Origin of the sequence: Sphingobacterium sp. HMA12 (assembly GCF_002933815.1) — a bacterium.
Taxonomy (GTDB): domain Bacteria; phylum Bacteroidota; class Bacteroidia; order Sphingobacteriales; family Sphingobacteriaceae; genus Sphingobacterium.
Window position 1 is genome coordinate 2,528,116 of sequence record NZ_BEYR01000001.1, and the last position, 22,717, is coordinate 2,550,832.

A 22,717-nucleotide genomic window follows, 5' to 3' on the forward strand; every position below is an offset into this window, starting at 1 on the left:
GACTGTATTTTTTAAGCGGCATTCATGAACTCAATCGGTTCACCCGGTGTAAAGAAATCACAATGGTTACATGAACATACAGGTTGTTGTTTAATAGGATTACTTGCGTTTATCCCGGACAATCTTTCCTTTGTCTGTAATAAAGATAAAACGATAATTTGGAAAATTTTGGATTAATTTTTTTCCTTCTTTTTCACCAAGTACCATAATGGAAGTGCTCAGGGCATTGGCTATTTCTGCCGACGGGCCATAGATTGTCACCGAAGTCAGTCCCGTAGCTGGGTATCCACTGATAGGATTGATAATATGAGAATAACGTTTCCCTTCGATTTCGGCATATTTTTCATAGCTGCCTGAGGTAGCGACAGCCATTTCATTCAAACGAAGGACCTCTATCATTTCATGTGGCCGAAAAGGGTTGTTCACCCCTATTTTCCAGGGTTCACCATTTGGTTGGCTACCCCAGGTCGATAGGTCACCGGAAGCATTGACAATTCCTGCATGTATACCTCGGTTTTTCATAATCTCCCTTCCCCGATCGGCGGCATAGCCCTTCCCGATCGAACCAAAGCCAATCTTCATCCCCGCAAGTTCCAAGAAAATAGTCGAGGCAGCGCTATCCAAAACAATATGTTTATAGCCAACCTTAGCAACAGAATTTCTGATCGCATCCTCAGAGGGCATGGTATCCATGCTGCCATCAAACTTCCATATTTTATCTAACGCGACAATGCTAATATCAAAGGCTCCCTGTGAATTCCGGGCGTATTGAATTGCTCTTTTGGTCAGATCAAAAACTTCCCGGTCAACTTTGACAGGTTTGATCCCGGCATTCCGGTTTACCTCGGAAATCTGCGTATAGGGACGCCACTCTGAAATCAGATTTTCTATGCGTCCAATCTCGGCAATGACTTCGACAATATGCTGGTTGGCCTTTACGCTATCCTGATCAACTAGGGTGATCTCAAAAACAGAGCCCATAAGGGTCACCTGTTTTTTAAGCGTTACCTGTGAAAAACCGTTAGCGGCGGTTATCAACCAAAGTATTGAAATCAGTAGATACTGCTTATAATAATTCATTACACATTGTCAAAATAAATGATGGCATAAGATTGTTTGTTTAATAACAATCTGTCAGAATCTGACCTTTTTCTTTGTAGATGTTGATCGATTTGCCCGTACTTACCAGCAGTATCTCGTTTAAAGTTGCTTCGACATCCTGTTGCATACGAAGTGAACCACATAATAGGATACAGCCCTGCTGTTCGAGCAATTCAACAAAGTACGTACCGTCCTGACGGATCAGATCCATCACATACTGCCCCTGCTGTTCCCGTGAAAAAGCCAACTGTACATCGTTCAGCTGTCCCAGTTTTTTTTGTTCATCGGTAAATTCCAGATATTGTGCTATGATCTCATTGTTCTTGCGGAAGCCTGCATAGAGTTTGACAGGTATTTTGTGCTGATTTTCTGCAATCATACCCAAAAACGGTGCAATACCGGTTCCATTTGCAATTAACGCCACAGCAGGTGCTGCCTTGGGAAAATGAAAACTTGGATTGGCCATGACACGCGCTTCCAGAACCTGATCAGCTTTTAGTTGGTATAGAAATCCCGAGCCAAAACCATCTGGAAATAGCTTGACGACCAATTGAACCATCCCATCCTTGCATCCAATGGAATAGAAACGTTCCCGTTGATCCTGAGCCGGATAAATGGCCAACAAATCTCCGGACTGTACTTTCATTTTTCCAGGTGGCTTCAATAAAAGTGTAAAGGTACTATTGCTCTCTGAAACAGTTGATCGGGCTATCACTTTAAATTTCTTCAATCCAACAACTTTGGAGCTGTATATCGCTGGAGCAGAAGCTAAGGCAATATTGGTGTGTTCACTCCAATGATGTACCCATGAAATCAGATCATCAACACTTTTGTCATTAACCGTATGTGGGTCTATCAGTCGGGAGGCCCATGCTTGCTCGCTAAGCAACTTGTCTATCGCATACGCATAAGCACAAAAATCAGGGTATGCTTTTGATCCAAAACCGAGAACAGAGAAATTAATCGACTGCTGCTGTGGATAGGCCAATAGCTTTTTCTCAAACTGAGCCGCATTGGAAGGCGCTGTCCCTAGACCGTAGGTGGACGTAAACAGCAAAAGATGCTTTGCTTTTGGAAAATACTGATAGTGGTTCATGCCAAGCAAAAGTGATTTTTTACCATCAGCCAACAGCTGTTTGTGAATCTGATTGGCAAAAAACAAGGTACTCCCATTTTCAGTACCTACCAGAATAACAATTTCGGCGTCGGCTGCCTTATACTTATTCTTAATCTTTGTTCGCGTACGTTTGAAGGTAATGAAAAAACCCGTATAAATAAAAAACACAATATTCAGTGATGCAAGCCCCAAAATGATGGCCCATATCATATTGGTTTTACCGGTGTGAAGATCGAGCGAAAATTGCTCTGCAAGTGCAGTAAAGGGATACTTGACTTCTTTATGTACCGCACCGTTTAATTGATTTACTGTCAACTCCCGCTCTTTCAGTTTGAGGACATAATATTCGTCAGGATCTCCTTCCATAAAAGGAAACTCCACCTTCACAACATCGTTAAGCTTCGTTTTTTTAAAGATTGGAAAATCTGCTATCGCCAGCTCCTCGGCTTCATTTTCCTTCACTGGATATTCAACCGTTTGGTTTGTCTTCTTTAACAGTTCAATCCGAACCATAAATAAATAAGTCCCCGTCAAAGCCAAAATTAAGATAGGTATCAGAAACAACCGCCCTGAAACAACATGAAAATACTGTGCGAAGAAATCCCGATTGATCTTGGCAAAGAAATATCGAAGGCCCTGTTGACGTTTGATAATCAATACCAAACCTGAGATTGTAATCAAAAATAGTAGAAAAGAAGCGATGCCGATAATGATTCGGCCTGTTACCTTTAAGAATAAGGAACGATGCAGTGCTGTAGTCCATTGAACAAACTGTGTTTTGTTCTTTTGCGCACCCAGATATTTGCCGGTTTGCGGGTCAATATACCCTTTTACCGTATTTCCCTCAGCATCTATGGCGTCAATGCTCACAAATTGATTGTGATCGACCGAAATTTCAATAATTTCGGGATAAATCTTTCGCAAACCAGTAATGGTCTGCGAAAGATCCAAAGAATCTATATTTTCTATTCGATAGGGTGGTATTTTTTCATTGACGGCGTCAATTGCCAAAATCACTCCCGTGACCGATAATAATAGTAAAAAAACAGCAGAAACAAGAGCTAAGGCTAAATGTGCATACCTCCAGACAGATACCAACATTTTTTCTTATTGTACTTTATTTAATTTGACAAGCTTAATGTATCCCTTGCCATTTGCCTTTTCAGTAATAGCCTCTTTTGTTAATGGGATTTCTACATCTGCAGTATGATATTTCTGTTCTTCTACAGCGGATTCAAAGCGAAGTTTATATCCTTTGTTGAATTTAGACTCATCAATTTCCAATGTACGCATCGCACGGTCACCACCACCAACAGAAGCACCGGTCACTGCGCTCAGCTTTTCTTTGGTTTTAGCCTGAAATTTATACCATTCTTTCAATGTGTTATACCATTGTTTATCTGGTCCCAATACGGAAAGCGTTTTTTCGTATGCTCCCTTCGGGTTTATGAGTGAAATAACGACATAAGCTCCTTCTCCTTGATAGGCGTTCATTTGGATCATACATTTATACTTACCCGTTTGGGCAAATGTGCTGACAGAAACTGCAGAAAACAAAAGTGTGATTAGCGCGATTTTAATTATAGTATTCATCTTATTATTTTAAAAAGTCCAACTGTACATTTCCTTTTGACAAAAAGTCATTTTCTTTGGCCAAATCGTATGCGGTTTCATCAAATTCGGTTTTCAGTTCTTTTTTTGCTCCTAAAGCGACCAATCTCTTCAATAATGAATCGTCTTTCGCAATCAAAGCAGCTTTATGTAGTGCAGTGGTTCCTTCTTTATCCTGTGCATTGATATCTACCCCCAATTCGCTTGCTTTCTGAATGAGGTTTGTGCTTTCCTTAGCGACAGCAAGATGATAGAGTGTGCTCCCGTTTTTCTGTGGTGCAACAACATCCAATCCACCAGCTTTAAGCACGCCTAATTTTTCCTTAAAATCATCTACCTGCGGGTTATTGGACTGCGCACCCTGCGGCGGGCGTCCCCCCTGTGGAGCTTCCTTAAAAGAATTAAACCAGTAGACAGCTAAGTTGTTACCATCTTTGTCCAATAATTTGGCATCGGCACCATTTTTTATCAAGAGCGCTGCAATCTCAGCAGAGCCATTACCGATTGCTTTGGTCAATGCCGATTCACCTTTCTCATTCACAGCATTCACATTCTTTGCTTTGGAAAGTAACAGTTCCACTAATTTCACGTCTTTGCCATTCGCCGCGACCATAAGGGCTGTATTGCCTTCGTTATCCGCTTTCGACACATCAACTCCTTTATCCAAAAAATATTTGATCACAGCCATATCTGGACGACGTACCAGCGCATGTAATAAAGTCGCACCATCTTTATTGATGAATTTAGGATCTAATTTTAGTTTTTCTACCAAATAAGTATATGTCTCCAAGCCATTCGATGTTTGTCTGGATCCTTGTGTTGCAAAAAACAACGCATTATTCGTCGGTTTTACCCCACGGGCGATAAACTTTTCGACCAGCGGCATATTACCCAATTTCGCCGCATAATCCGTGACAACGCGTCCATACTCATCTTTATCTTGTATAGAAAGACCCTTCTTGATAAAGTAATCGGTCAATGCCAGATCTTTATCAGCAGAAGCCGCCAGCATCATTAACGTGGCTCCACCTTCATATTTTTGTTTCGGGTTTACTCCAGCTTTAAATAAAGCATCATAAACAGCGGTATTGATATTTCCCGTCGATGCAGCATAGGCTACAATCGGGTAGCCATGACTATCCTGGTAGTTCACATCGGAACCTTTTGCAATGAGATAATCTACCAATTCAGCATTACCACTTGAAGCCGCCCAATGCAGATAACTCCGGCTATGGTGGGTTTTCTTAGTGACATAATTTCCTTCTTGTTCGATCATGAATTTGACAACATCTGTCGGTGCTCCATTCAGGATTGCCATCGTTACGGGATCAAAAGATGCCGCATTGGGTTGTGAAGGACTATTCCCTTTTGTAATTTCCTCCTTAACTGTAGCCAAAGTAGGTTTACCTTTCCAAAACTCACCATTCATTAATGAATTTGTCTGTGCATGAGCATAAGATGCCGCAAAAAGTAAAGCTGCTAAAAGTGTCTTTTTCATTAGAACGTATTTTTTATTGATAATGAAGTCATCATAAGTAGTCGTTATCCCACGCTATCTGTTTGAGAATATCCTGTAATCTTATGCGAACCTCAGTTGAACACTGATTATTAAACAAAGAATCAATTTCTTATTTAAATTAATTCTAAATTATTGCAAATCTAAAAAATATTCTGATACTAAAAAATTAAAACAGGCTAAATTTGTTCAAACCCGAAGAGTCCAACTTGCAAATCTGATAAAATAGTCTTAGTTTGCTTTGACAGCAACAAAACAGCGGCATGAATACGGTATCATCGAATCTCTTTCCAATAAGTCCTTTTGAAGGAAGCGCAGACTACAAGCTCTCTTACCGGACGTATGAGCCGGTAGACCAAAAGGTAATAGCGACACTATTAATTGTCCATGGTATGCAAGAGCATAGTGGCCGGTATCAGCTCCTGGCCAACCATCTGACTGACCAGGGTATTGCTGTGCTCATTTATGATCAGTTAGGGCATGGAAAAACGGCCATAAATGCGGAAGGATTAGGGTATTTTCAACAAAGCGATCCAGCGGGACAGCTTGTGCAGGATGCATTAACCATGAGTACTGTATTGCAACAGCGCTATCCCGATCAACCACATTTTATCTTGGGTCACTCCATGGGATCTTTTGTGACACGTTGTGCCTTACAACAAGCTGGAGATCGTTTTAAAGGAGCCATAATCGTGGGGACGGGTGGAAGACAAAAGGGATCCACAGCTTTTCGTGCGCTATTGGCTGTACTGAATTCCCTTTTCCCCAAAAAACGCAGTAAATTAATCAACGGTATATTTGACAGGCGTAATAATGCCGGATTTAAGAATGAACCCAACCAAAACAATAGCAATTGGCTAAGTGTCAACAAAGCGAATCGCATGGCTTTTATTGAAGATCCACTATGCGGTGGTTTATTTACCAACAATGGTTTCTATACGGTATTGAGTCTATCGCTACGCGCGACAGACAAAAAGCTGACAAAACGTATCCCCAAAAATTTACCCCTATTATTTATTAGCGGACAGGATGATCCTATTGGTGATTTCGGGAAGGGAGTGGAACAGACTGCCACTCAGCTACGCTTGCAGGGACAGACGGATATTACCGTAAAACTGTACAAAGGAATGCGCCACGAAATACTCAACGAAGATTGTAAAGAAGAGGTCTTTCAATGCATAGATCATTGGCTCGATCAGCATTTAAGTTAATCGTAGATCGAATGGTACATATAACAGGCGACAACTAAAGATTAGTATTCTTTAAACATTGGAGCCTCTTTCGCACCGACACTACTTGTTGCCTCTTCAATCGTTGGCCAATCCTCTTTCCAGATTACCCTATCCAATAATAGCATGCGGCGATTTCCTCCTGTCGAAACACGAGGCCGTTTGGGGTCCATGGCGTGATAAAGCAGCCAGTCATTGCCCTGCTCATCGGTTATAATCCGGGAGGTATGCCCAGTGCCCACAAATTTATCATTCCCTTTCAGTAATAATGTTCCGCTTCCTCTTTGTGTCAAATCACGGCCTTCCTGATCCAGATAAGGGCCCTGCAATTTTTTTGATCGGCCAACGAGGACATGATAGGTACTTTTCTCGCCTTCGCAACAGGATCCTTTTGAACCGATAAAGTAATAATAGCCATTTCTTTTGTGGATGACCACAGCTTCAAAATCACCAGCTGCAACCTTAAATTTCTTCTTAAGATCGGGGATTTGCGTCCCATTATTATTTAAAGGAATACCAAAAGTCCCCTGCGTAGTGGCATCGCTAAAACTTCCCCAGAAGAGGTAGTTCCGGTTATTTTCCCTGAAAAAATAGGGGTCTATCGAATTGGGTACATCGATCGATTTACTATCGAACAGTTTGCCCTGATCCACAAATGGCCCCTCAGGTTTGTCCGCTAGGGCCACTCCAATACCGGGATTAGGATCGCCCCAGGTAGAGTAAGCATAGTACATTATATATTTCCCATTCAATAACACCACATCTGGCGCCCAGATCCCACCTTCCGGCTTCCAGTTGGGTTTGGCTGAAAATGCCGTTCCGATCCAGGTCCAATGTACTAGATCTTTTGACTGCAAAATAGAAACTAAACGCTGTCCCTTACCATCGCCCCAATTATCAGCTGTTCCATAAGCATAAAATAATTTATTCTGTGGATTACGTACGACTGTAGGGTCTGCGAGTATCGGTTCAAAGACAGGATTTATATACGTTGTGTTTTTTACGGAAGACCGCGTGGTCTGAACAGGTTGTGTAACTGAACCTGAAGAACTTCTACAGGAGTTCAACAGGCTCAGGATTACCACTACTCCACTCCAATATTTTAACGAGTTCGACTGCAGCATTTTATCAATTTTATGTTATCCAGATGCTTTCCTATCATTGTATCCGAAAAAATTATATGAAAGCAGTCACAATTTCCATTCATGGTGTTCCTTTAAGACTATTTCGTTGGCGCATGATAGAGGGCCTGGTGGGCAGCGTTTAATTCTGTTTCAGGCATTTTAATGACTTTACGATCATACGTCATCAAACCATTGGTTTCCACCTCCACGTCTGTCGTCTGTGTATAAACGCCTGCCGACAGCCCCATAGGAATCAGTCTTGTCAAATCACGGATCAATTGTTTATACCGTTCGAGCAGTTCGGTTTTATTTTTGAAACTCTGGTAGCCCCAGTTGTCTTTTTGTTGCCAGGAATGACCATCTACGGGAAGTCCCAGGCCTCCAAATTCACCTAATGCCAGTACCTGATTTGCGCCAAACAATTTTGGATCCGGCATTGCCGCATCTGGGTAGTTGTGTATATCCAGTATATGGCCGGTTTCCATAAAATTACCGCCACTGGCACTGTTTACCAAACGGGATGGATCATTGGCCATCGTCCATTCGGTGATTTCTTTTGTCTTAAATTGTCCCCAGGCTTCATTAAAAGGAACCCAAATCACAATGCTGGGGTAATTATGCAAAACCTCCATGATGGTTTTCCATTCTTTTCTATAATATCCTTCAGACTCTGCTGAACGCACCTTATCCCGATTTCCGCCAGATATTTTCCCAGGTTGCATGTCCCAATGATTTCCGCCGAGATCGCCGCTTGGCATATCTTGCCAGACAAGCATACCAATGCTATCACAGTAGCGATACCACCGCGCGGGTTCAACTTTAATGTGCTTACGGATCATGTTGAAACCCATTTCCTTTGTCTTGATTACATCAAACTTTAGGGCTTCATCCGTAGGTGCAGTATGCAAACCATCGGGCCACCAGCCTTGATCAAGTGGTCCATACTGAAATGTAAACTTATTGTTCAATAGGAGCCTTTGTATCCCGTTTTCATCTTTTCCCATTGAAATTTTACGCATCGCGAAATAGCTTTTCGCTTGGTCAATGACCTTCCCTTTGCGGACTAACTGAATTTCCAAATCATAAAGCTTCGGATTATTGGGTGACCAGGCTTCCAAATTCGGAACGGCAAGCTCGAAAGCTGCATTTGGTTGTCCCACCTGTTCTTTAATCACTTGAGTTCCGTTTAATGCCCGCACTTTAATTTCATCACCGGCCTGACTACCTGCCACTGTCGCCTGGAAGGCTAGTATCCCTTCATCCAACCGCGGTGTCTGTTTTGTTGTCACGATATAGGATGATGGCACACTTTCCAGCCATACCGTTTGCCATATTCCGGTAACCGGTGTATACCAAATGCCATTTGGACGATTGACCTGCTTACCTCTTGGTTGTGGCCCCTCATCTGTCGGATCCCATACACGTATCGCGACTTCCTGTTTAGTTCCTTTTTTGAGAAAACGGGTCACGTCCATCGAAAAAGGGTCAAAACCGCCTTCATGTCTACCGACCAATTGATTATTTACATATACATCGCATTGCCAGTCCACAGCGCCAAAATGGAGCAAAACATTATTTTTGTTGACCGACTTATCCAAGGTAATCGTATTGGTATACCACAATGCTTTATCCTTGCCGACCTCCTTACCTACACCAGAAAGCGCAGATTCTACCGCAAAAGGCACTAGGATACTTCCGTCCCACTGTTGGGGAATTTCTTTTGCATTTACTGGAGTAATGGCATATTTCCATAGGCCATTTAAATTTTGCCAGTTATTTTTTCGCACCAGTTGTGGTCTCGGATATTCTGGATGTGGTTGCTGTGCAGTCACTTTTTCACCCCAAGAGGTCAATATATGTGTGCCAACCGGTTTCCACTCCTGGGCAAAATTCAACTGTGCAGCCATCATCAAACTGGTAAAAAATAAGGTTTTCTTCATCATAGAAATCGTTATGTCATTTATATCTTTTTATTACTTTACTGTCGGAAATGCCGCGATACGCAGTCGGGCTGCCCCCATCGGGATCAATTCGACTTCTTGTACGGCTGCCTGACTTTCGACCGGACTCAATGGCAACACCCCGGTCAACCCATTTTCATCTATTTTCCAACCATCAATTCGTTTCGCTTTTACCAAAATAGAAATGGGTACCGCATCCGCTTCAAACGGAAAAGCGTCTTTTGGCCAAGCCCGTTTGACAACTTTCAATTGACCCGGAGCAAGCAATTGATTTTGGACAAGGCCATAATTCCAGTCGCTCGCCGGCAGAATCTCATACGAAGGCCACTTGCTTGGGTCAGCAGTTTCCTGCCATTTTGAATCACCTATAGCCGAAGCTTTACTATCCTTTTGTACGTAATTCTCTTTAATCTTCAAGGCATAAGTCAGTGGTCCCCGTTGGATACTCACGGCATTTTTATTCGCCTTCCAGGTATTCAACTCAATGGACATTGGCAACAATAGTTCCACCTGATCTCCATCTTTCCATTTTCGGTCAATCCGGATGTACTTTGCACCTGGCTCAACGCCCTGTACCTTTCCATTAATTTTGACCTGTGCTTGTTTCGCCCAGGCAGGAATCCGCAAGTAGAACGGAAAATCAATAGCCTTTCCATTCGTTCCTATTGCAAAGCGAATCGATTCTTCGAATGGATAATTGGAGCTTTGTTGAATCTGAATCTTTTGATTATCCCCGACCTTGATATCTGCATGGGATGCAGCATAAAGTACTGCGGCAACGCCATTATCGTTTGTTGCCATATACAGATGCTCTGCATAATACGGCCATCCTTGACTATGATTATGTTGACAACAGCGTGAACTAAAAGGGTTCATCATCAAAAACGGACCGTTGTTATCAATGCCCGGAGCATGATTGTGACTATCACTAATGCTCATATTTGGGCTAGTGATATAACGTAGCGCTTTGAAATCAGCTGTTACGGCTGCCGGATATGTATTAAAGGCCACGTCTTCTGCGTGATCTGCCCAAAAGGGATCGCCCGTAATTCCCAGAAGGATCTCATTGGAGGCCATCTGTTCGACCATACCGCAGGTTTCTACTCCTTGCCGCGGGTCGGTATACCCCGGACGAGCATTTTCATCGGCGCCGAACATTCCACCCGGCACTTGACCAAATACCTGTCTGACAAAATGAAAATTATTGTAAGTCGCCTTCAGATCTTCAGCGGACTGACTTTTGAGATAATAAGTTGCCGGCTCCCTGAAACATTGTGCAACATTGACATTGTGCCAGTTGGGCAAGTCATCTTTTTGCCGCCAGTTGGCCGTATTACGATGGATTTTATCTGCGAGGTCCATCAACCATTCATTCCCCTGGGTCCGATTATAGAGCCAATAGACGGATAATAAATTATCCCCACCACGACTATTCTCCCAATAGTCTTTTAGAAAAAAGCTATCCGGTAAACTCGCCTGCCATCTAAAGTAGTTTGTCATTAGGGTTAGTACACGTTGATCAGCACTATATTCGTAATAGGATTGTAGGCACCAAAGCATTATCATATTACCCCATAAATCAGGTTTATTGTTGCGCAGGATCAGGGGGCCAAAGTAGCCATCAGGCCTTTGACTTTTCATGGCCGCTTCCAGCCATATTTTTGACTCCGCGATTATTTTGGGATCTTTCAGAATATAGCCCAGATTTGCATAGCCTTTTAACCAATAAGGAACTTCTTCCCAGCCATAATCACCCTTTCCGTCTGCGCTCAGCCAAGCATTATTTTTTTTTGATAACCAGGCACTAATCTCACCAAGATGACCAGTAAGACCATTTTTTTGCAATTCCAAATATTTCCCCAACCAACCTTGAGGAACAATACTTCCTACAGGCAATTTTAGCAGGGCGTTCTGTTTTAACGGCAAGCGGTTGTTAATATAGTTTAGATTTTTACCCTCAACCGGTAGTTGATCAACGGCGATGACGGCATTGCTCTGCGCAGAACTTAAAAAACAAATTCCAATGAAATAAGATAATAGACCTATTTTTTTTGTCATTATTGGCTTGATTAGTATTATAACTGATTATCCAAAAATAAGGTTTAATCAATGAGTTGGACGATTGATTTTTCTCAAAAGACTGCCTATTTGTATCAAAAGAAGAAAGCACATCCCCATAGGGATGTACTTCCAAAACCAATCATTATTAATCTATATTATTTTATTGAAAAACGATACAGGGATTTCGTTTGATAGACTTGTCCAGGACTTACAACTGTCGTTGGAAAGTTGGGTTGATTTGGCGCATCCGGAAAATGCTGTGGTTCTAAACAGAACGCTGTCCGAAAAGCGTCCTTTTTTCCATTTTTTAACTGCACTTGCTCATTCATAAAGTTGCCGCTGTAGAATTGAATCCCCGGTTCGGTGGTCAAAATATCCATGATAATACCAGACTTATCTCCCACGACGTGTGCGGCTTTATACCACTCGCCTTCTTTCTCCTTGCTCAACACAAAATTATGGTCATATCCTTTTCCATAGATGAGCTGCCTATCAGTGGCATTGATATCTTTTCCAATGGCCTTGGGAGAGGTAAAGTCAAACGCTGTTCCTTTTACTTCGGCCAATTGTCCTGTAGGTATCAAGGTACTGTCGACGGGGGTATATTGATTGGCAAACAATTGAAGCTGGTGGTCCAAAATCGTTCCGCTGCCCTCGCCATTCAAGTTAAAATAAGCATGATTTGTTAAATTAATCACTGTCTTTTTATCAGTTTCAGCTCGGTAAGCGATCATCAATTCATTCTTGTCATTGAGCGTATAAGTAACTTCCATCTGAATGTTGCCCGGAAATCCTTCCTGTCCATCCGGCAAGGTATACGCAAAAGTAAGGGACGACCGATCAGCTTTCTTTAAGGTCCAATGCGCAAAATGTACGCCTTTGAAACCACCGTGTAATGTATTAGGTCCATTATTGACAGCCAGCGTATAGTTCTTGCCATCCAGCTTAAAATGCCCTTTTGCAATACGATTGCCGAAAGGTCCCACGATTGTTCCAAAAAATGGTTCTTTGGGATTATTATAATCACCGGCCTTAGAAAATCCCAAGACAACATCACACAATTTACCTTCCTTATCCGGTACCCATAAACCAACAACGCGGGCCCCAAAATTAGTAAAATAGGCCTGTACACCGTTTTTGTTGGTCAATTCATATAGATAGACTTTTTTTGTATCGATTGTCGCGCTAAATGATGAAGTGTCCATCAAAGCTGCCACCGTGTCTTTTGAAGCCGTTTTTGATCTATTCGTTTGTTGACAGGACAGACAACAATAGGTAAGTAAACCGGAAATAGCCAGCAACATCAATTTTCCTTTCATTTCTTATGATTTAAACAGTTTATAATCTTTGTTGAATAACAAATGCATTGTTATCCATATTTTTTATAATTTTATTGGTTGCAATACAAATACTAAAATCCTATTTTTTTTTATTCTTTTGGGATTAAATTGTTTCAATTTTAAGCTATTTTGTATCAATAACCAAATGATCATGATCAACCTGAAGCCGCTGCATTTTTTATTTTTATTATTGTTGTCCCCTCTGCTCATCCACGCACAACCTTATTATTTTAACCATTATCAGATTAATGAAGGACTTTCCAACAATGCGGTGATCTGTAGTATGCAGGATAGTTACGGATTTCTCTGGTTCGGCACTAAAGATGGTCTGAACCGATTTGACGGAAATAGTTTCAAACATTTTGATGCTTCAGCTTCCGACAAAAACAGTTTAGGGGGCAATAATATCATCTCACTGAAAGAAGATTTCAAGAGAAGGATATGGATTGGTACGGATCAGGGAATCTACTGTTACAATCCCATCGATGAACAGTTTAGATTATTAAGTAAACAGTTCGAAAATTCAGATGTACCGGTTATCATTACAGATCAAAAAAAAAGGATCTGGTTTATATCGAATGGTATGCTCTATTACCATCATTTGATCAACAACGAAATTAAGCAAATCACCAAATCGGATCTTTATATTACGGCAGTTGGTTGCACGAAAAATGGAACTATTTTCTTTGGCACTCCGGAAGGAAAAATTTTCCAGATCAATAATGTCGACAAAGCCGTTCTCTTGCTGGACTTCCAACTAAAATATGGTACAAAAGACTGGTTCAGCATAGAAAAAATCACGGAGAACCGTAAGGGGGAACTCATGATCGGCACTTCCAAATCTGGCGTCTATGTTTACGATTTACAAGCCAAAACCCTGAAATCCATCTTAGGGCCAGATCGCCTAAAGCAATTTCTCTATATTCGAGACATCTTACAGCCCAATGATACCGAATATTGGTTTGCGACCGAGTCAGGGCTCTTTATTTATCAAATTGCAGATCAAAGCTTTATCAATATTCAAAAAGAACAGGAAAACCCATGGGGCATTTCTGACAATGCCGTTTATAATATCCTACAGGATAAGGATCAAGGAATTTGGATAGGCACCTATTTTGGTGGCATCAACTATTATCATAAAAACAACAGCATTATCGAAAAATTTTTACCAAAAGATAAACCTGGTAGCCTAAAAGGTTCTGTTGTACGGATCATTACCAAAGATCCAACAGGCAATGTATGGATCGGCACTGAAAATGGCGGTCTGTCCAAACTAGATCCTATATCAGGCAAAATCAAAAATTTCTCTGAAAAACAAGGAAATCTGGCAAACAATAATATTCATGGTATTCTTCCATTTGACAATAAAATATTGGTCGGTACTTTTGTCAACGGGCTGGATATTTTTGATCCCAAACAAGAAAAAGTTGTTTACCATATTGATAGAAATAGCTATTCCAACCCAGATCTACAGAGTAATTTCCTGTTTTATCTCTATAAAACAAAGAAAGGAGACATCTTAGCAGCTTCCACCCGCGGTTTGTATCGTTTTGATTTCGCCAATAAATCTTTTCATATACTGCGAAACGTTCCCGAGTATATGTTTTATACGACCGTGCTTGAAGATAAAGAGGGAAATATCTGGCTGGGCACCTGGAGGGATGGCTTATTCTGCTATACGCCTGCTACCGGAGCGCTCAAACATTATACTCACCAAAAGGACGACCCCACATCGCTACCAAACAACCGTATCAATAGCCTATTTGAAGACTCAAAAAAACAGATTTGGGTGGCCACGGAAGGTGGTATGGCAAAGAAACTGCCTACTGGAAATGGTTTTGACAAAATTGGCATCAAAGAAGGTATGCCCAGCAATGTGATCCTGGCCATTCTTGAAGACGCGCAAAATAATCTTTGGGTGAGCACCTCCAAAGGACTGGTTCGTTACCATTTATCGAACGGGAAAAAACGCGTTTTTAACCTGGAATCAGGCTTGCCATCCATTCAGTTTAATTACAATTCCTCATTTGATGACGGTCAGGGAAATTTTTATTTTGGCACGATCAACGGTTTAATCCGTTTTGATCCAAAAAAACTCAATCAGATCAATTACAATACCCGAATTCCGATCTATATCACCAACCTCTATATCAATAACAAAGCGATCAACCAGTATACAGATGGCAATATACTATCCAAATCCATCCTATTTACGGATAAAATTCAATTGAAACACGATGAATCATCCTTTAGTCTTGATTTTGCTGCACTTCATTACCAAGCCCCCCACTCCATCCATTACAGTTACAAGATGGAAGGCTTAGACAATAACTGGGTAGATATTACCAGCAATCAACGGGCTTATTTCACTAAGCTTGCACCGGGAAACTATATTTTTACAGTCAAAGCGGAAGATCCCAACGGAAATGTCATTCCTACTGCTGCAAGTCTTAGAATTGTCATACTTCCCCCAATCTGGGCAAGTATGCCAGCATATATCTGTTACGCCCTTATTCTTATTGCGCTAATTATATTTATTATTTATCATTTTAATGAAAAGATCAAACAGCGTAACCGGCAACATTTATTGACCGTCCAAAACCTTCGGGAACAGGAACTATATCGCTCAAAAATCAATTTTTATACAGATGTGGTCCATGAAATACGTACGCCGTTAACATTAATTAAGGCACCATTGGAAAAACTCATGGACAAGGTCGAACACAATCCAATAACGAATAAACTATTGACGACCATGCAGAACAATACCGAAAAATTGATTGCGCTCAGTAATCAGTTGCTGGATTTTCGGCAAGTCGAAACAGAAGGGTTTAAATTACACTTTGAGCTGGAAAACATTAGTCAAGCAGCACAAAAAATCAGTAATGATTTCAATGTTACTGTTCAGGCCATGGGCAGGAACATGACAGTGACCATAGCTCCCGATATCATGGGCTACATTGACATAGATGCTTTTGATAAAATCTGTTATAACCTGTTCAATAATGCCTTAAAATACTCATCACAGGATATTGAAGTGAATTTAGCGGTGGATAAACAGAAAAATATTGCTATATTGACCGTGAAAAACGACGGTGATTTAATTCCTTCAGAAGAAAGGGAACGAATTTTTGAACCATTCAATCGCTTAAAACAAAATAAGAACATTCCTGGAAGTGGTCTAGGCTTAGCATTGACAAGATCCTTGGCATTAAAACATCAGGGCAGTCTAGTGTATGAAGTCGAAAATTCACGCTGGAATGTATTCCGTTTGACGTTACCGCTAAACCACAGTTCAAACCAATGATTATGAATGCAAAAGCCAATTTATTAATAGTAGATGATCATGCTGAATTACTTGAATTTATTGCAGACGACCTCAATGAAGATTACCATATCACCACCAGCACAAATGGAAATGAGGCCTTAAATTTACTCGCGTCCGAATATTTCGACTTAATCATCAGTGACGTGATGATGCCCGAAATGGATGGTTACGAGCTTTGCCAAAAAATTAAGGAAGATATTGCTTATGCACATATTCCCGTTATCTTACTAACGGCAAAAAATAGCATAGAATCAAAGATCCAAGGCTTAGAATATGGTGCTGACGCATACATCGAAAAACCATTTTCGCCCGCATTTTTAAAAGCTCAAATTGCTAGCTTATTAAAAAACAGGATTAAAATCAAGGAATTTTTCATCAAAAACCCGATGTCCCAGATACAACAAATCGGTCAGAATCAAAGTGATCAGGATTTCTTGCTCAAGATCGACGAAATCATAATGGAACATTTGGATGACCCTCAATTTAATGTGGACCGAATGGCAGACATACTCTGCATGAGTAGACCCACATTGTATCGAAAAATAAATCTGGTATCGAGCCTGTCACCAAATGAACTGATTAACCTGACCAGGCTTCGAAAAGCGGCAGAATTGCTTAGTTTAAGACAATACAAAGTCTATGAAATTTCAAACTTATTAGGTTATAGTTCGGCCACACATTTCTCCCGAAATTTCCAAAAACAGTTTGGACTCAGTCCGACGGAATTCCAGGATGCCCAATCGAAATAATTGAACAGCGACTTTTCATTAGAGACAGATCAAATTTGTGCCCGAAAATTTAAATCAAATCATTGGCCGAATAATAGCTACGGTCACAAACTTAGCCCGATTGCTATTAATGCAGCTATAAAAAAGAACCATATTCACGGAAAATATGGTTCTTTTTTTTGATATGGCAACTAACGTATAATTAGTCTCAAGTTCACAAAATCAGAATTGCTATCATCTCCTTTATCTGAAAATCGAGTGTCTCACCTATTACCATTTGATAGCTACATGTACACCGTCGGGACTATTTTCAAATCCCAACAGATACGTTTTTGTTTTTGTATCCCAATTTTCCTCCACAAATACCTCGGTTTTATTTACGAGCACACTCTTTGGTTTACCAGGCAATAATATCCGCGAAATGTTTGTGGTGTTAATCGGGCTTTTTGCTGTAAATGAATATTGATGCCCAGCCGACACTTCGTCGTAGATACGGCTTGCAGAGGCCAGTACCTGTGGCTGTTGTTTATTTTTTATATGATCGATATTCACAAACAGCCCTTGCTCATTCGGCTGGATATTTTTGGAAGTAACAATGGGCAAAGCCGGATCATAAAGATCTATTAGATTGCCCTTAACCTGGTAAGGCTGATTGCTCACACTCTCATCCAATACGGCGATCAGGTCGTAATTACCCCGCGTCAACGTAAAATAATTTTTAAATTGTAGCTTTTCGGACTTACCATTATTTTCATAAAGATTCTTCGTCAGGTCCAGCAGTTTCTGGCTGTTATCCGGTTTGACCACAAATTCTTTGGGATCCGATCTTAACACATAAAAAGTACCTTTCCCGTAATTATATTTGCCCTCCTTTGCCATACCGGTTTTCAGCCCCATTTTCTCAAATAGATGATCCGATGGCCGTTGGTACTGTTTGCCATTTGTGTTCCACCATTCCTGTACCGATTGAAAGGGATCGAGATCGGTACCGCAATAAATAAGGACACCACCATTTTTCACCCAATCTGCAAGGTGCTGATGCGCTTCGGGGGCCAGGGGTTTCATATTGGAGTAAGACATGAGGAGTACCTTCGTCTCCGCCAGGGCGTCCTTAACCGCCAAATTCTCCAGGTGAACTGTTTTTATGGGCACCCCACGTTTTAGGAAAGGAAGAGCGAGACCATAAAAGTTCGCCAACTGTGGATCGTCATACCCGGCATGCGTCGGAAAACGTTGAAACATCAACGAATTTGCCAACAGGACACTGATCCCTGTCGATCCAGAAACTTTACTGGCCGTTTTTGGCATACTATTCAGGCTATTGATCATCACCTGCATCTGAGTCGAATAATGCCGTGGTATTTTTTCCTTTTGGTCACTATTGGGGCTTGTCTTATACAGTCCCTCATAGATCCGTTCGGGCCAGGGCATCACTTCATAGTCAGCGATATTCGGATAGAGCAGCTGCGCTGTGAACGTAGCTTGATAGTTCTTTTTGTAATCTGCCCAATCCCGGGGCCAATCTTCGATCGGGTCCGTCAGGAAAAACATCTTTCGTCCAGTAGGTGCGGTCATGGATTCCATTGCCCCATACTCCAAAAATGCGGTTTCGAAAACACGTTCTTTCGCTACACCATTAAAATAGTTAGGTTCACGCGAAGTCCCCGTCCATACCTGCGCGATGTAACCATCCACGCAGGGAAGCGAAGCTAAACTCGCTTCAGGACTCACGATCATCCACTGCGAATAGTTGATCAAGGAATGCGTGGGCACATAACATTTCACATCCATCCCTTTGGTTTTTCCATAAGATTTCGCGTACGTAAAGACCTCATTCAGTGCATTGAGGTATAAAGCGTACTTTAATTTATTGGATAAGTAAGTGTTCTCAGGCGATTCATGCTGTGGTCGCCAATCAAAACCATAGTATTTTTTCCATTCTTTCTTAAATGATTCACTGTAACCTGCACGTGCCCAGAATTCGGGTTCCTCCATAAATATGGCTTCAATCCCGGCGTCAATAACCCGCTTGACATGCATCTCTTTGATGTATTTTAAATAATTTTCAGTAGGAACTATATAGGGAACCATATGACCATGCCAGATGGTATCCCCTTTTACGTCAACCTGTCCCTCATCTAAATGCATCTTTCCATCCCATTTCCCTGTAAAGTAATCCTGGTACTCGCCCCAGGCAATCCCGGTCATAAAATGGGTAATATATCCCTTATCACGCCAGGATTTAACGCGCTCTTCAAATGGAATCTTTCGAGACTTGTCGGATGGATTCCCCCCTGTTCCATAGATCATCACCGCATCCGCCCGGTTGTCAATTGTCGGGCGCCATTCTCTGGAACTCTGAAATGTCGTCTTTACGGGATCTTTTTTTTGAGCGACCGCAGTAAGCGTCGGCAGCATCAATAAAGCGAGTATGTTCGTTTTTATCATAATCTATTGTCTATTTCCATTGCTGTTACTCATGGTTTACACCTGCACTTTTCATAAATTTCAATATGAATAGCCAGTTTATCGGCCAACCGGCTGAAACCAGCCTAATTCAAAATCTAACTGCAACATTGATATTTTAAACAGACTGGTTCAGCCCGGTAGCGAATTCCCTTATGGAATATCTACCCGCTTGGCTTCATTGTAGTTCCACCTACGGGTCCCCGTACCACGAGGAGTATCGTAATTAATCCGTGATGCTGCCCGAATAAAGACCGTACGGCCTTTTGGGATTTCACCGATGGATTCCAGATCAATAACCTGTCCCAATTTTGCGTTAAAGCTGTTGCCCCCATACTCTATTTTACTGGACCAACGTTCATCGCGTGCCCTATATCCTACCGTGGACGAGTAGCTAATAAAGAACTGTATATCCGTGACATTCAAAAAATCCGCATTATAGCTCCCCAGCGGCTCGATCTTATCTCGAAAAAACTGTTCGGTTATAGCACGCGTAACCTTTACCTTAGCTTTTACCTTTCCGTTTTCGACAACGGGATTTCCTACCCATTCAACTTTGAGAAAAGGATGTACCTCCATCTTGATCTCATGTGAACCATTCAGTTCCATATTTTTGCTGTCATCTGACAGTACCTTGCCATCACCATCTATTCGCACCAATGGTATGAAAGGTCCGTCAACGGTGATATTATAATTACCTTTGAATAATTTGGTGTTCTGGAATGTTCCATCGGGCATACAATAAAAGTCAGGGTTGTGCTCCACATTATCTCCCCAACTAAGTTCTGTCAATCGGACACGGATACCTTCACTGCCCTGATCGGTCAATACCGGCTCACCCGTCTGTGCGTCAACGACAATCCCTTTTAATGCCACAGAAGGGGCTTCATAATTATCTGCCTCAAAGAGGCTACACGAACTCAGCATACATAATACGCCTATCGCACCAAAAATGCTATTTTTCATCTCTTGTAATTCATTATACATTAATATTAGAAATTCACTCCGCAAGTAGAATGTGCTTGGCGCATCCACGCTCGTAGCACAGCATACTTATCTATCGATTGGGTTGTTGGTCGATCACTGGACTTTTCGCCACCTCTCCACCGGGAATTTCAAAATAATAGTCTACAGGGGTGTACCGGAATGTTTTGGTACTTACCCATTGGAATCGTGCATCAAAGAAGTATTTACCTGTTGCGGTGGAAAAAAACGGGTACAATCCTCTGAACCTGAAGTTCTCGTTATTGCTGTATAAATTTTTATCCTTTTGTGTTCCCCAGAAACCATTCCGACCTTCAAAATGCAATACCCGCCAGCGACGTAAGTCCCATTTTGCCTTATGTTCAAATGCTAGTTCTTTACGACGCTCTCTTCGAACAATGTCTCTTCCGGTATTATCACCGGTTATTGTACCTGTAAGTAGATCTGCTCCTGCCCGCGAGCGAATCTCATTGACGGCGGTAGTTGCTGTCTGTAGCAGGTCGCTTCCATCGGTGGGATTCGCTCCCAGCATTTTCAGCTCAACAGCTGCTTCGGCAGCATTTAACAAGACTTCAGCATATCGCATCAAAATAAAGGGCTGATCGGATTTCCCTTCGCCAACTTCTTTTGCTGGATTTGTATTGAGCCATTTACGTACATAAAACCCTGTTAATGTCGCTTCACCATTATCAAAGAATGGTCCTTCGTTTCCAGCGGCATTCATTTTTTGCCCATTGTAATCCACCGTTTGCTGTCCACTACCATCTCGTGGACTCAGATATAAAGTCTTTGGTGAGCCCGAATAAGCACCCAGCTGTTGATAACGTGTATCCGCTGTAGCATAAGAATAATCTGAGAACAACGGTTTTATAGGAGTCTGACCGGTATAAACCCCTGCCCGTATATCCATTTTTCTTTCCTTGAAGATATCGTCAGGAAAAATAACATAAGCGCGCAAGCGGGGTTCCGCGTTTTTAAAGAAGTCCATCGGTTTGTCGTACAGTTTATACTCACCCTCCTTGTTGCTTTGTCCGGTAGTCACTTTGACTGTTCCGTCAGGGTACTTGTCAAATCCATCAAACAACTCCATAAAATCCACCGTAGGACAGGTGCCGGCAGAAAGTGGTGACCGAAAGGTGAAAGGCGAGCTAAACGCATCAAAACTATGTGTCAACGTCGGATAGACATATTCTTTGACGTAGATATTTTCAGGACTGCTGAGGTCACTAAACATGTCCACCATATTTTGATATTGAGCATCTTTGTCGTTTGCCGCCCATTTCTTTTTATAAAGTGAATAGCCTCCAGCCGTTATCACTTGTCGGGCAGCGGCATACGCTTCTGCGAAGTACTTTTGTGAAGCAGTTTTTGCTGTAGTGGGGTCAAAACCGATAACCCGAACACCAGTTTTCCTGCCTAGGCCTGTCAAGCGGCCAGAAACAGTTTCGTTGTATTTGGCTACGCTTCCCGCATAAAGCATGGCTTCGGACTTAAAAGAAAGTGCCACATATTTATTGGAATATCCAGTTTTGGGACCTTTTGGAAGCATTAATTTGATCGCTTCATCATAATCTTTGAGGATCTGGTTCCAGGTATCTTCTTCACTCGAACGGGGAATTTCCAGATTAGCAGGAGTGTTTGGATACTGTAAGACTTTGGTGACCAATGGTACCCCACCAAAGCGTCGTGCCATGGCGTAGAATACTGTTGCCCGGACATAGTATCCTTCACCTAAATAATGGTTGTAAAGATCTTCCGAGAACTTATCCCTGTAATTAGGTAAATTCTCGATTAAATGGTTTGCATCTCGAAGTAATTCGAATGCTCTTTCCCAATAGGCTGTCCTTTCGCCTGTAAAGGAAGTACTAATGCCATCCCTGGTCACAGCTTCCCCAGTTCCTTCAATGCCGATGGCAGCCAGCCAGCCATTGAATTCTATTCCCCATTGTGCCATATATTTGAAATCTTCAAAAGGCATTAGGCTATACATCCTGGCCATGTAAATATCCATACCGGCAGGAGTGCTCAATAGATCTTGATCTGTAACCACATTTTTGGGCGTAATATCCAGATCGGCACAACCTATAAATCCGATTGAGCCAGCTAATGATAATATAATGAGTAGTTTTTTCATTGGAATATTTTTTTGCG

At 41.7% G+C, this 22,717-nt stretch carries 14 protein-coding genes; 3 read left to right on the top strand and 11 right to left on the bottom strand.

Annotated elements, in window-relative coordinates:
* Positions 1-99 precede the first annotated feature (99 nt).
* From HMAT_RS11025 to HMAT_RS11040, 4 genes are read right to left on the bottom strand one after another with little or no spacing between them, the layout of a single operon-like run.
* Positions 100-1,080: an FAD:protein FMN transferase gene (locus HMAT_RS11025; RefSeq protein WP_199768593.1), complete on the bottom strand. Its 981-nt coding sequence runs from the start codon at positions 1,078-1,080 to the stop codon at positions 100-102.
* 40 nt (positions 1,081-1,120) lie between these two features.
* Complete coding sequence (locus HMAT_RS11030; RefSeq protein WP_104382749.1) at positions 1,121-3,319, bottom strand: PepSY domain-containing protein; 2,199 nt, start codon at positions 3,317-3,319, stop codon at positions 1,121-1,123.
* A gap of 6 nt (positions 3,320-3,325) precedes the next feature.
* Positions 3,326-3,811 carry a DUF2271 domain-containing protein gene (locus tag HMAT_RS11035; RefSeq protein WP_104382750.1) on the bottom strand — a complete coding sequence of 162 codons (486 nt, stop codon included), beginning with the start codon at positions 3,809-3,811 and terminating at the stop codon, positions 3,326-3,328.
* A gap of 4 nt (positions 3,812-3,815) precedes the next feature.
* Positions 3,816-5,327, bottom strand: a complete 1,512-nt coding sequence (locus HMAT_RS11040) for an ankyrin repeat domain-containing protein (protein WP_104382751.1) — start codon at positions 5,325-5,327, stop codon at positions 3,816-3,818.
* 281 nt (positions 5,328-5,608) lie between these two features.
* Between HMAT_RS11040 and HMAT_RS11045 the strand changes: the two genes are divergently transcribed.
* A complete protein-coding gene (locus tag HMAT_RS11045; protein ID WP_104382752.1) occupies positions 5,609-6,556 on the top strand; it encodes an alpha/beta fold hydrolase in 948 nt (315 codons plus the stop codon).
* Positions 6,557-6,597: 41 nt separating this feature from the next.
* On the opposite strand, the gene HMAT_RS11050 is transcribed toward HMAT_RS11045, so the two are convergent.
* The 4 genes from HMAT_RS11050 to HMAT_RS11065 form a co-directional block, all read right to left on the bottom strand.
* Positions 6,598-7,698 (bottom strand): family 43 glycosylhydrolase, encoded by a 1,101-nt coding sequence (locus HMAT_RS11050; RefSeq protein WP_104382753.1) that lies wholly within the window; start codon positions 7,696-7,698, stop codon positions 6,598-6,600.
* 98 nt (positions 7,699-7,796) lie between these two features.
* Positions 7,797-9,641 (bottom strand): glycoside hydrolase family 2 protein, encoded by a 1,845-nt coding sequence (locus HMAT_RS11055; RefSeq protein ID WP_104382754.1) that lies wholly within the window; start codon positions 9,639-9,641, stop codon positions 7,797-7,799.
* A gap of 30 nt (positions 9,642-9,671) precedes the next feature.
* Positions 9,672-11,717: a beta-L-arabinofuranosidase domain-containing protein gene (locus HMAT_RS11060; RefSeq protein WP_104382755.1), complete on the bottom strand. Its 2,046-nt coding sequence runs from the start codon at positions 11,715-11,717 to the stop codon at positions 9,672-9,674.
* Positions 11,718-11,875: 158 nt separating this feature from the next.
* Entirely contained in the window at positions 11,876-13,039 is a 1,164-nt protein-coding gene (locus HMAT_RS11065; RefSeq protein ID WP_199768594.1) for an aldose epimerase family protein, read from the bottom strand.
* A 172-nt stretch (positions 13,040-13,211) separates the two neighbouring features.
* On the opposite strand from HMAT_RS11065, the gene HMAT_RS11070 reads away from it, so the two are divergent.
* Both HMAT_RS11070 and HMAT_RS11075 read left to right on the top strand, forming a co-directional pair.
* Positions 13,212-16,367: a two-component regulator propeller domain-containing protein gene (locus HMAT_RS11070; protein WP_158655773.1), complete on the top strand. Its 3,156-nt coding sequence runs from the start codon at positions 13,212-13,214 to the stop codon at positions 16,365-16,367.
* A gap of 2 nt (positions 16,368-16,369) precedes the next feature.
* On the top strand, positions 16,370-17,137 hold the full coding sequence (locus HMAT_RS11075; protein WP_233789191.1) for a response regulator: 768 nt from the start codon (positions 16,370-16,372) through the stop codon (positions 17,135-17,137).
* A 249-nt stretch (positions 17,138-17,386) separates the two neighbouring features.
* Here HMAT_RS11075 and HMAT_RS11080 read toward each other — a convergent pair whose 3' ends face one another.
* From HMAT_RS11080 to HMAT_RS11090, 3 genes are all read right to left on the bottom strand, one after another.
* A complete protein-coding gene (locus tag HMAT_RS11080; protein ID WP_199768595.1) occupies positions 17,387-19,564 on the bottom strand; it encodes a hypothetical protein in 2,178 nt (725 codons plus the stop codon).
* A gap of 171 nt (positions 19,565-19,735) precedes the next feature.
* Positions 19,736-20,548, bottom strand: a complete 813-nt coding sequence (locus tag HMAT_RS11085; RefSeq protein WP_104383393.1) for a DUF3823 domain-containing protein — start codon at positions 20,546-20,548, stop codon at positions 19,736-19,738.
* Between the two features lie 91 nt (positions 20,549-20,639).
* The gene (locus HMAT_RS11090) at positions 20,640-22,700 is read right to left on the bottom strand and encodes a RagB/SusD family nutrient uptake outer membrane protein (protein WP_104382758.1); all 2,061 of its coding nucleotides are present in this window, start codon (positions 22,698-22,700) and stop codon (positions 20,640-20,642) included.
* Positions 22,701-22,717 lie beyond the last annotated feature (17 nt).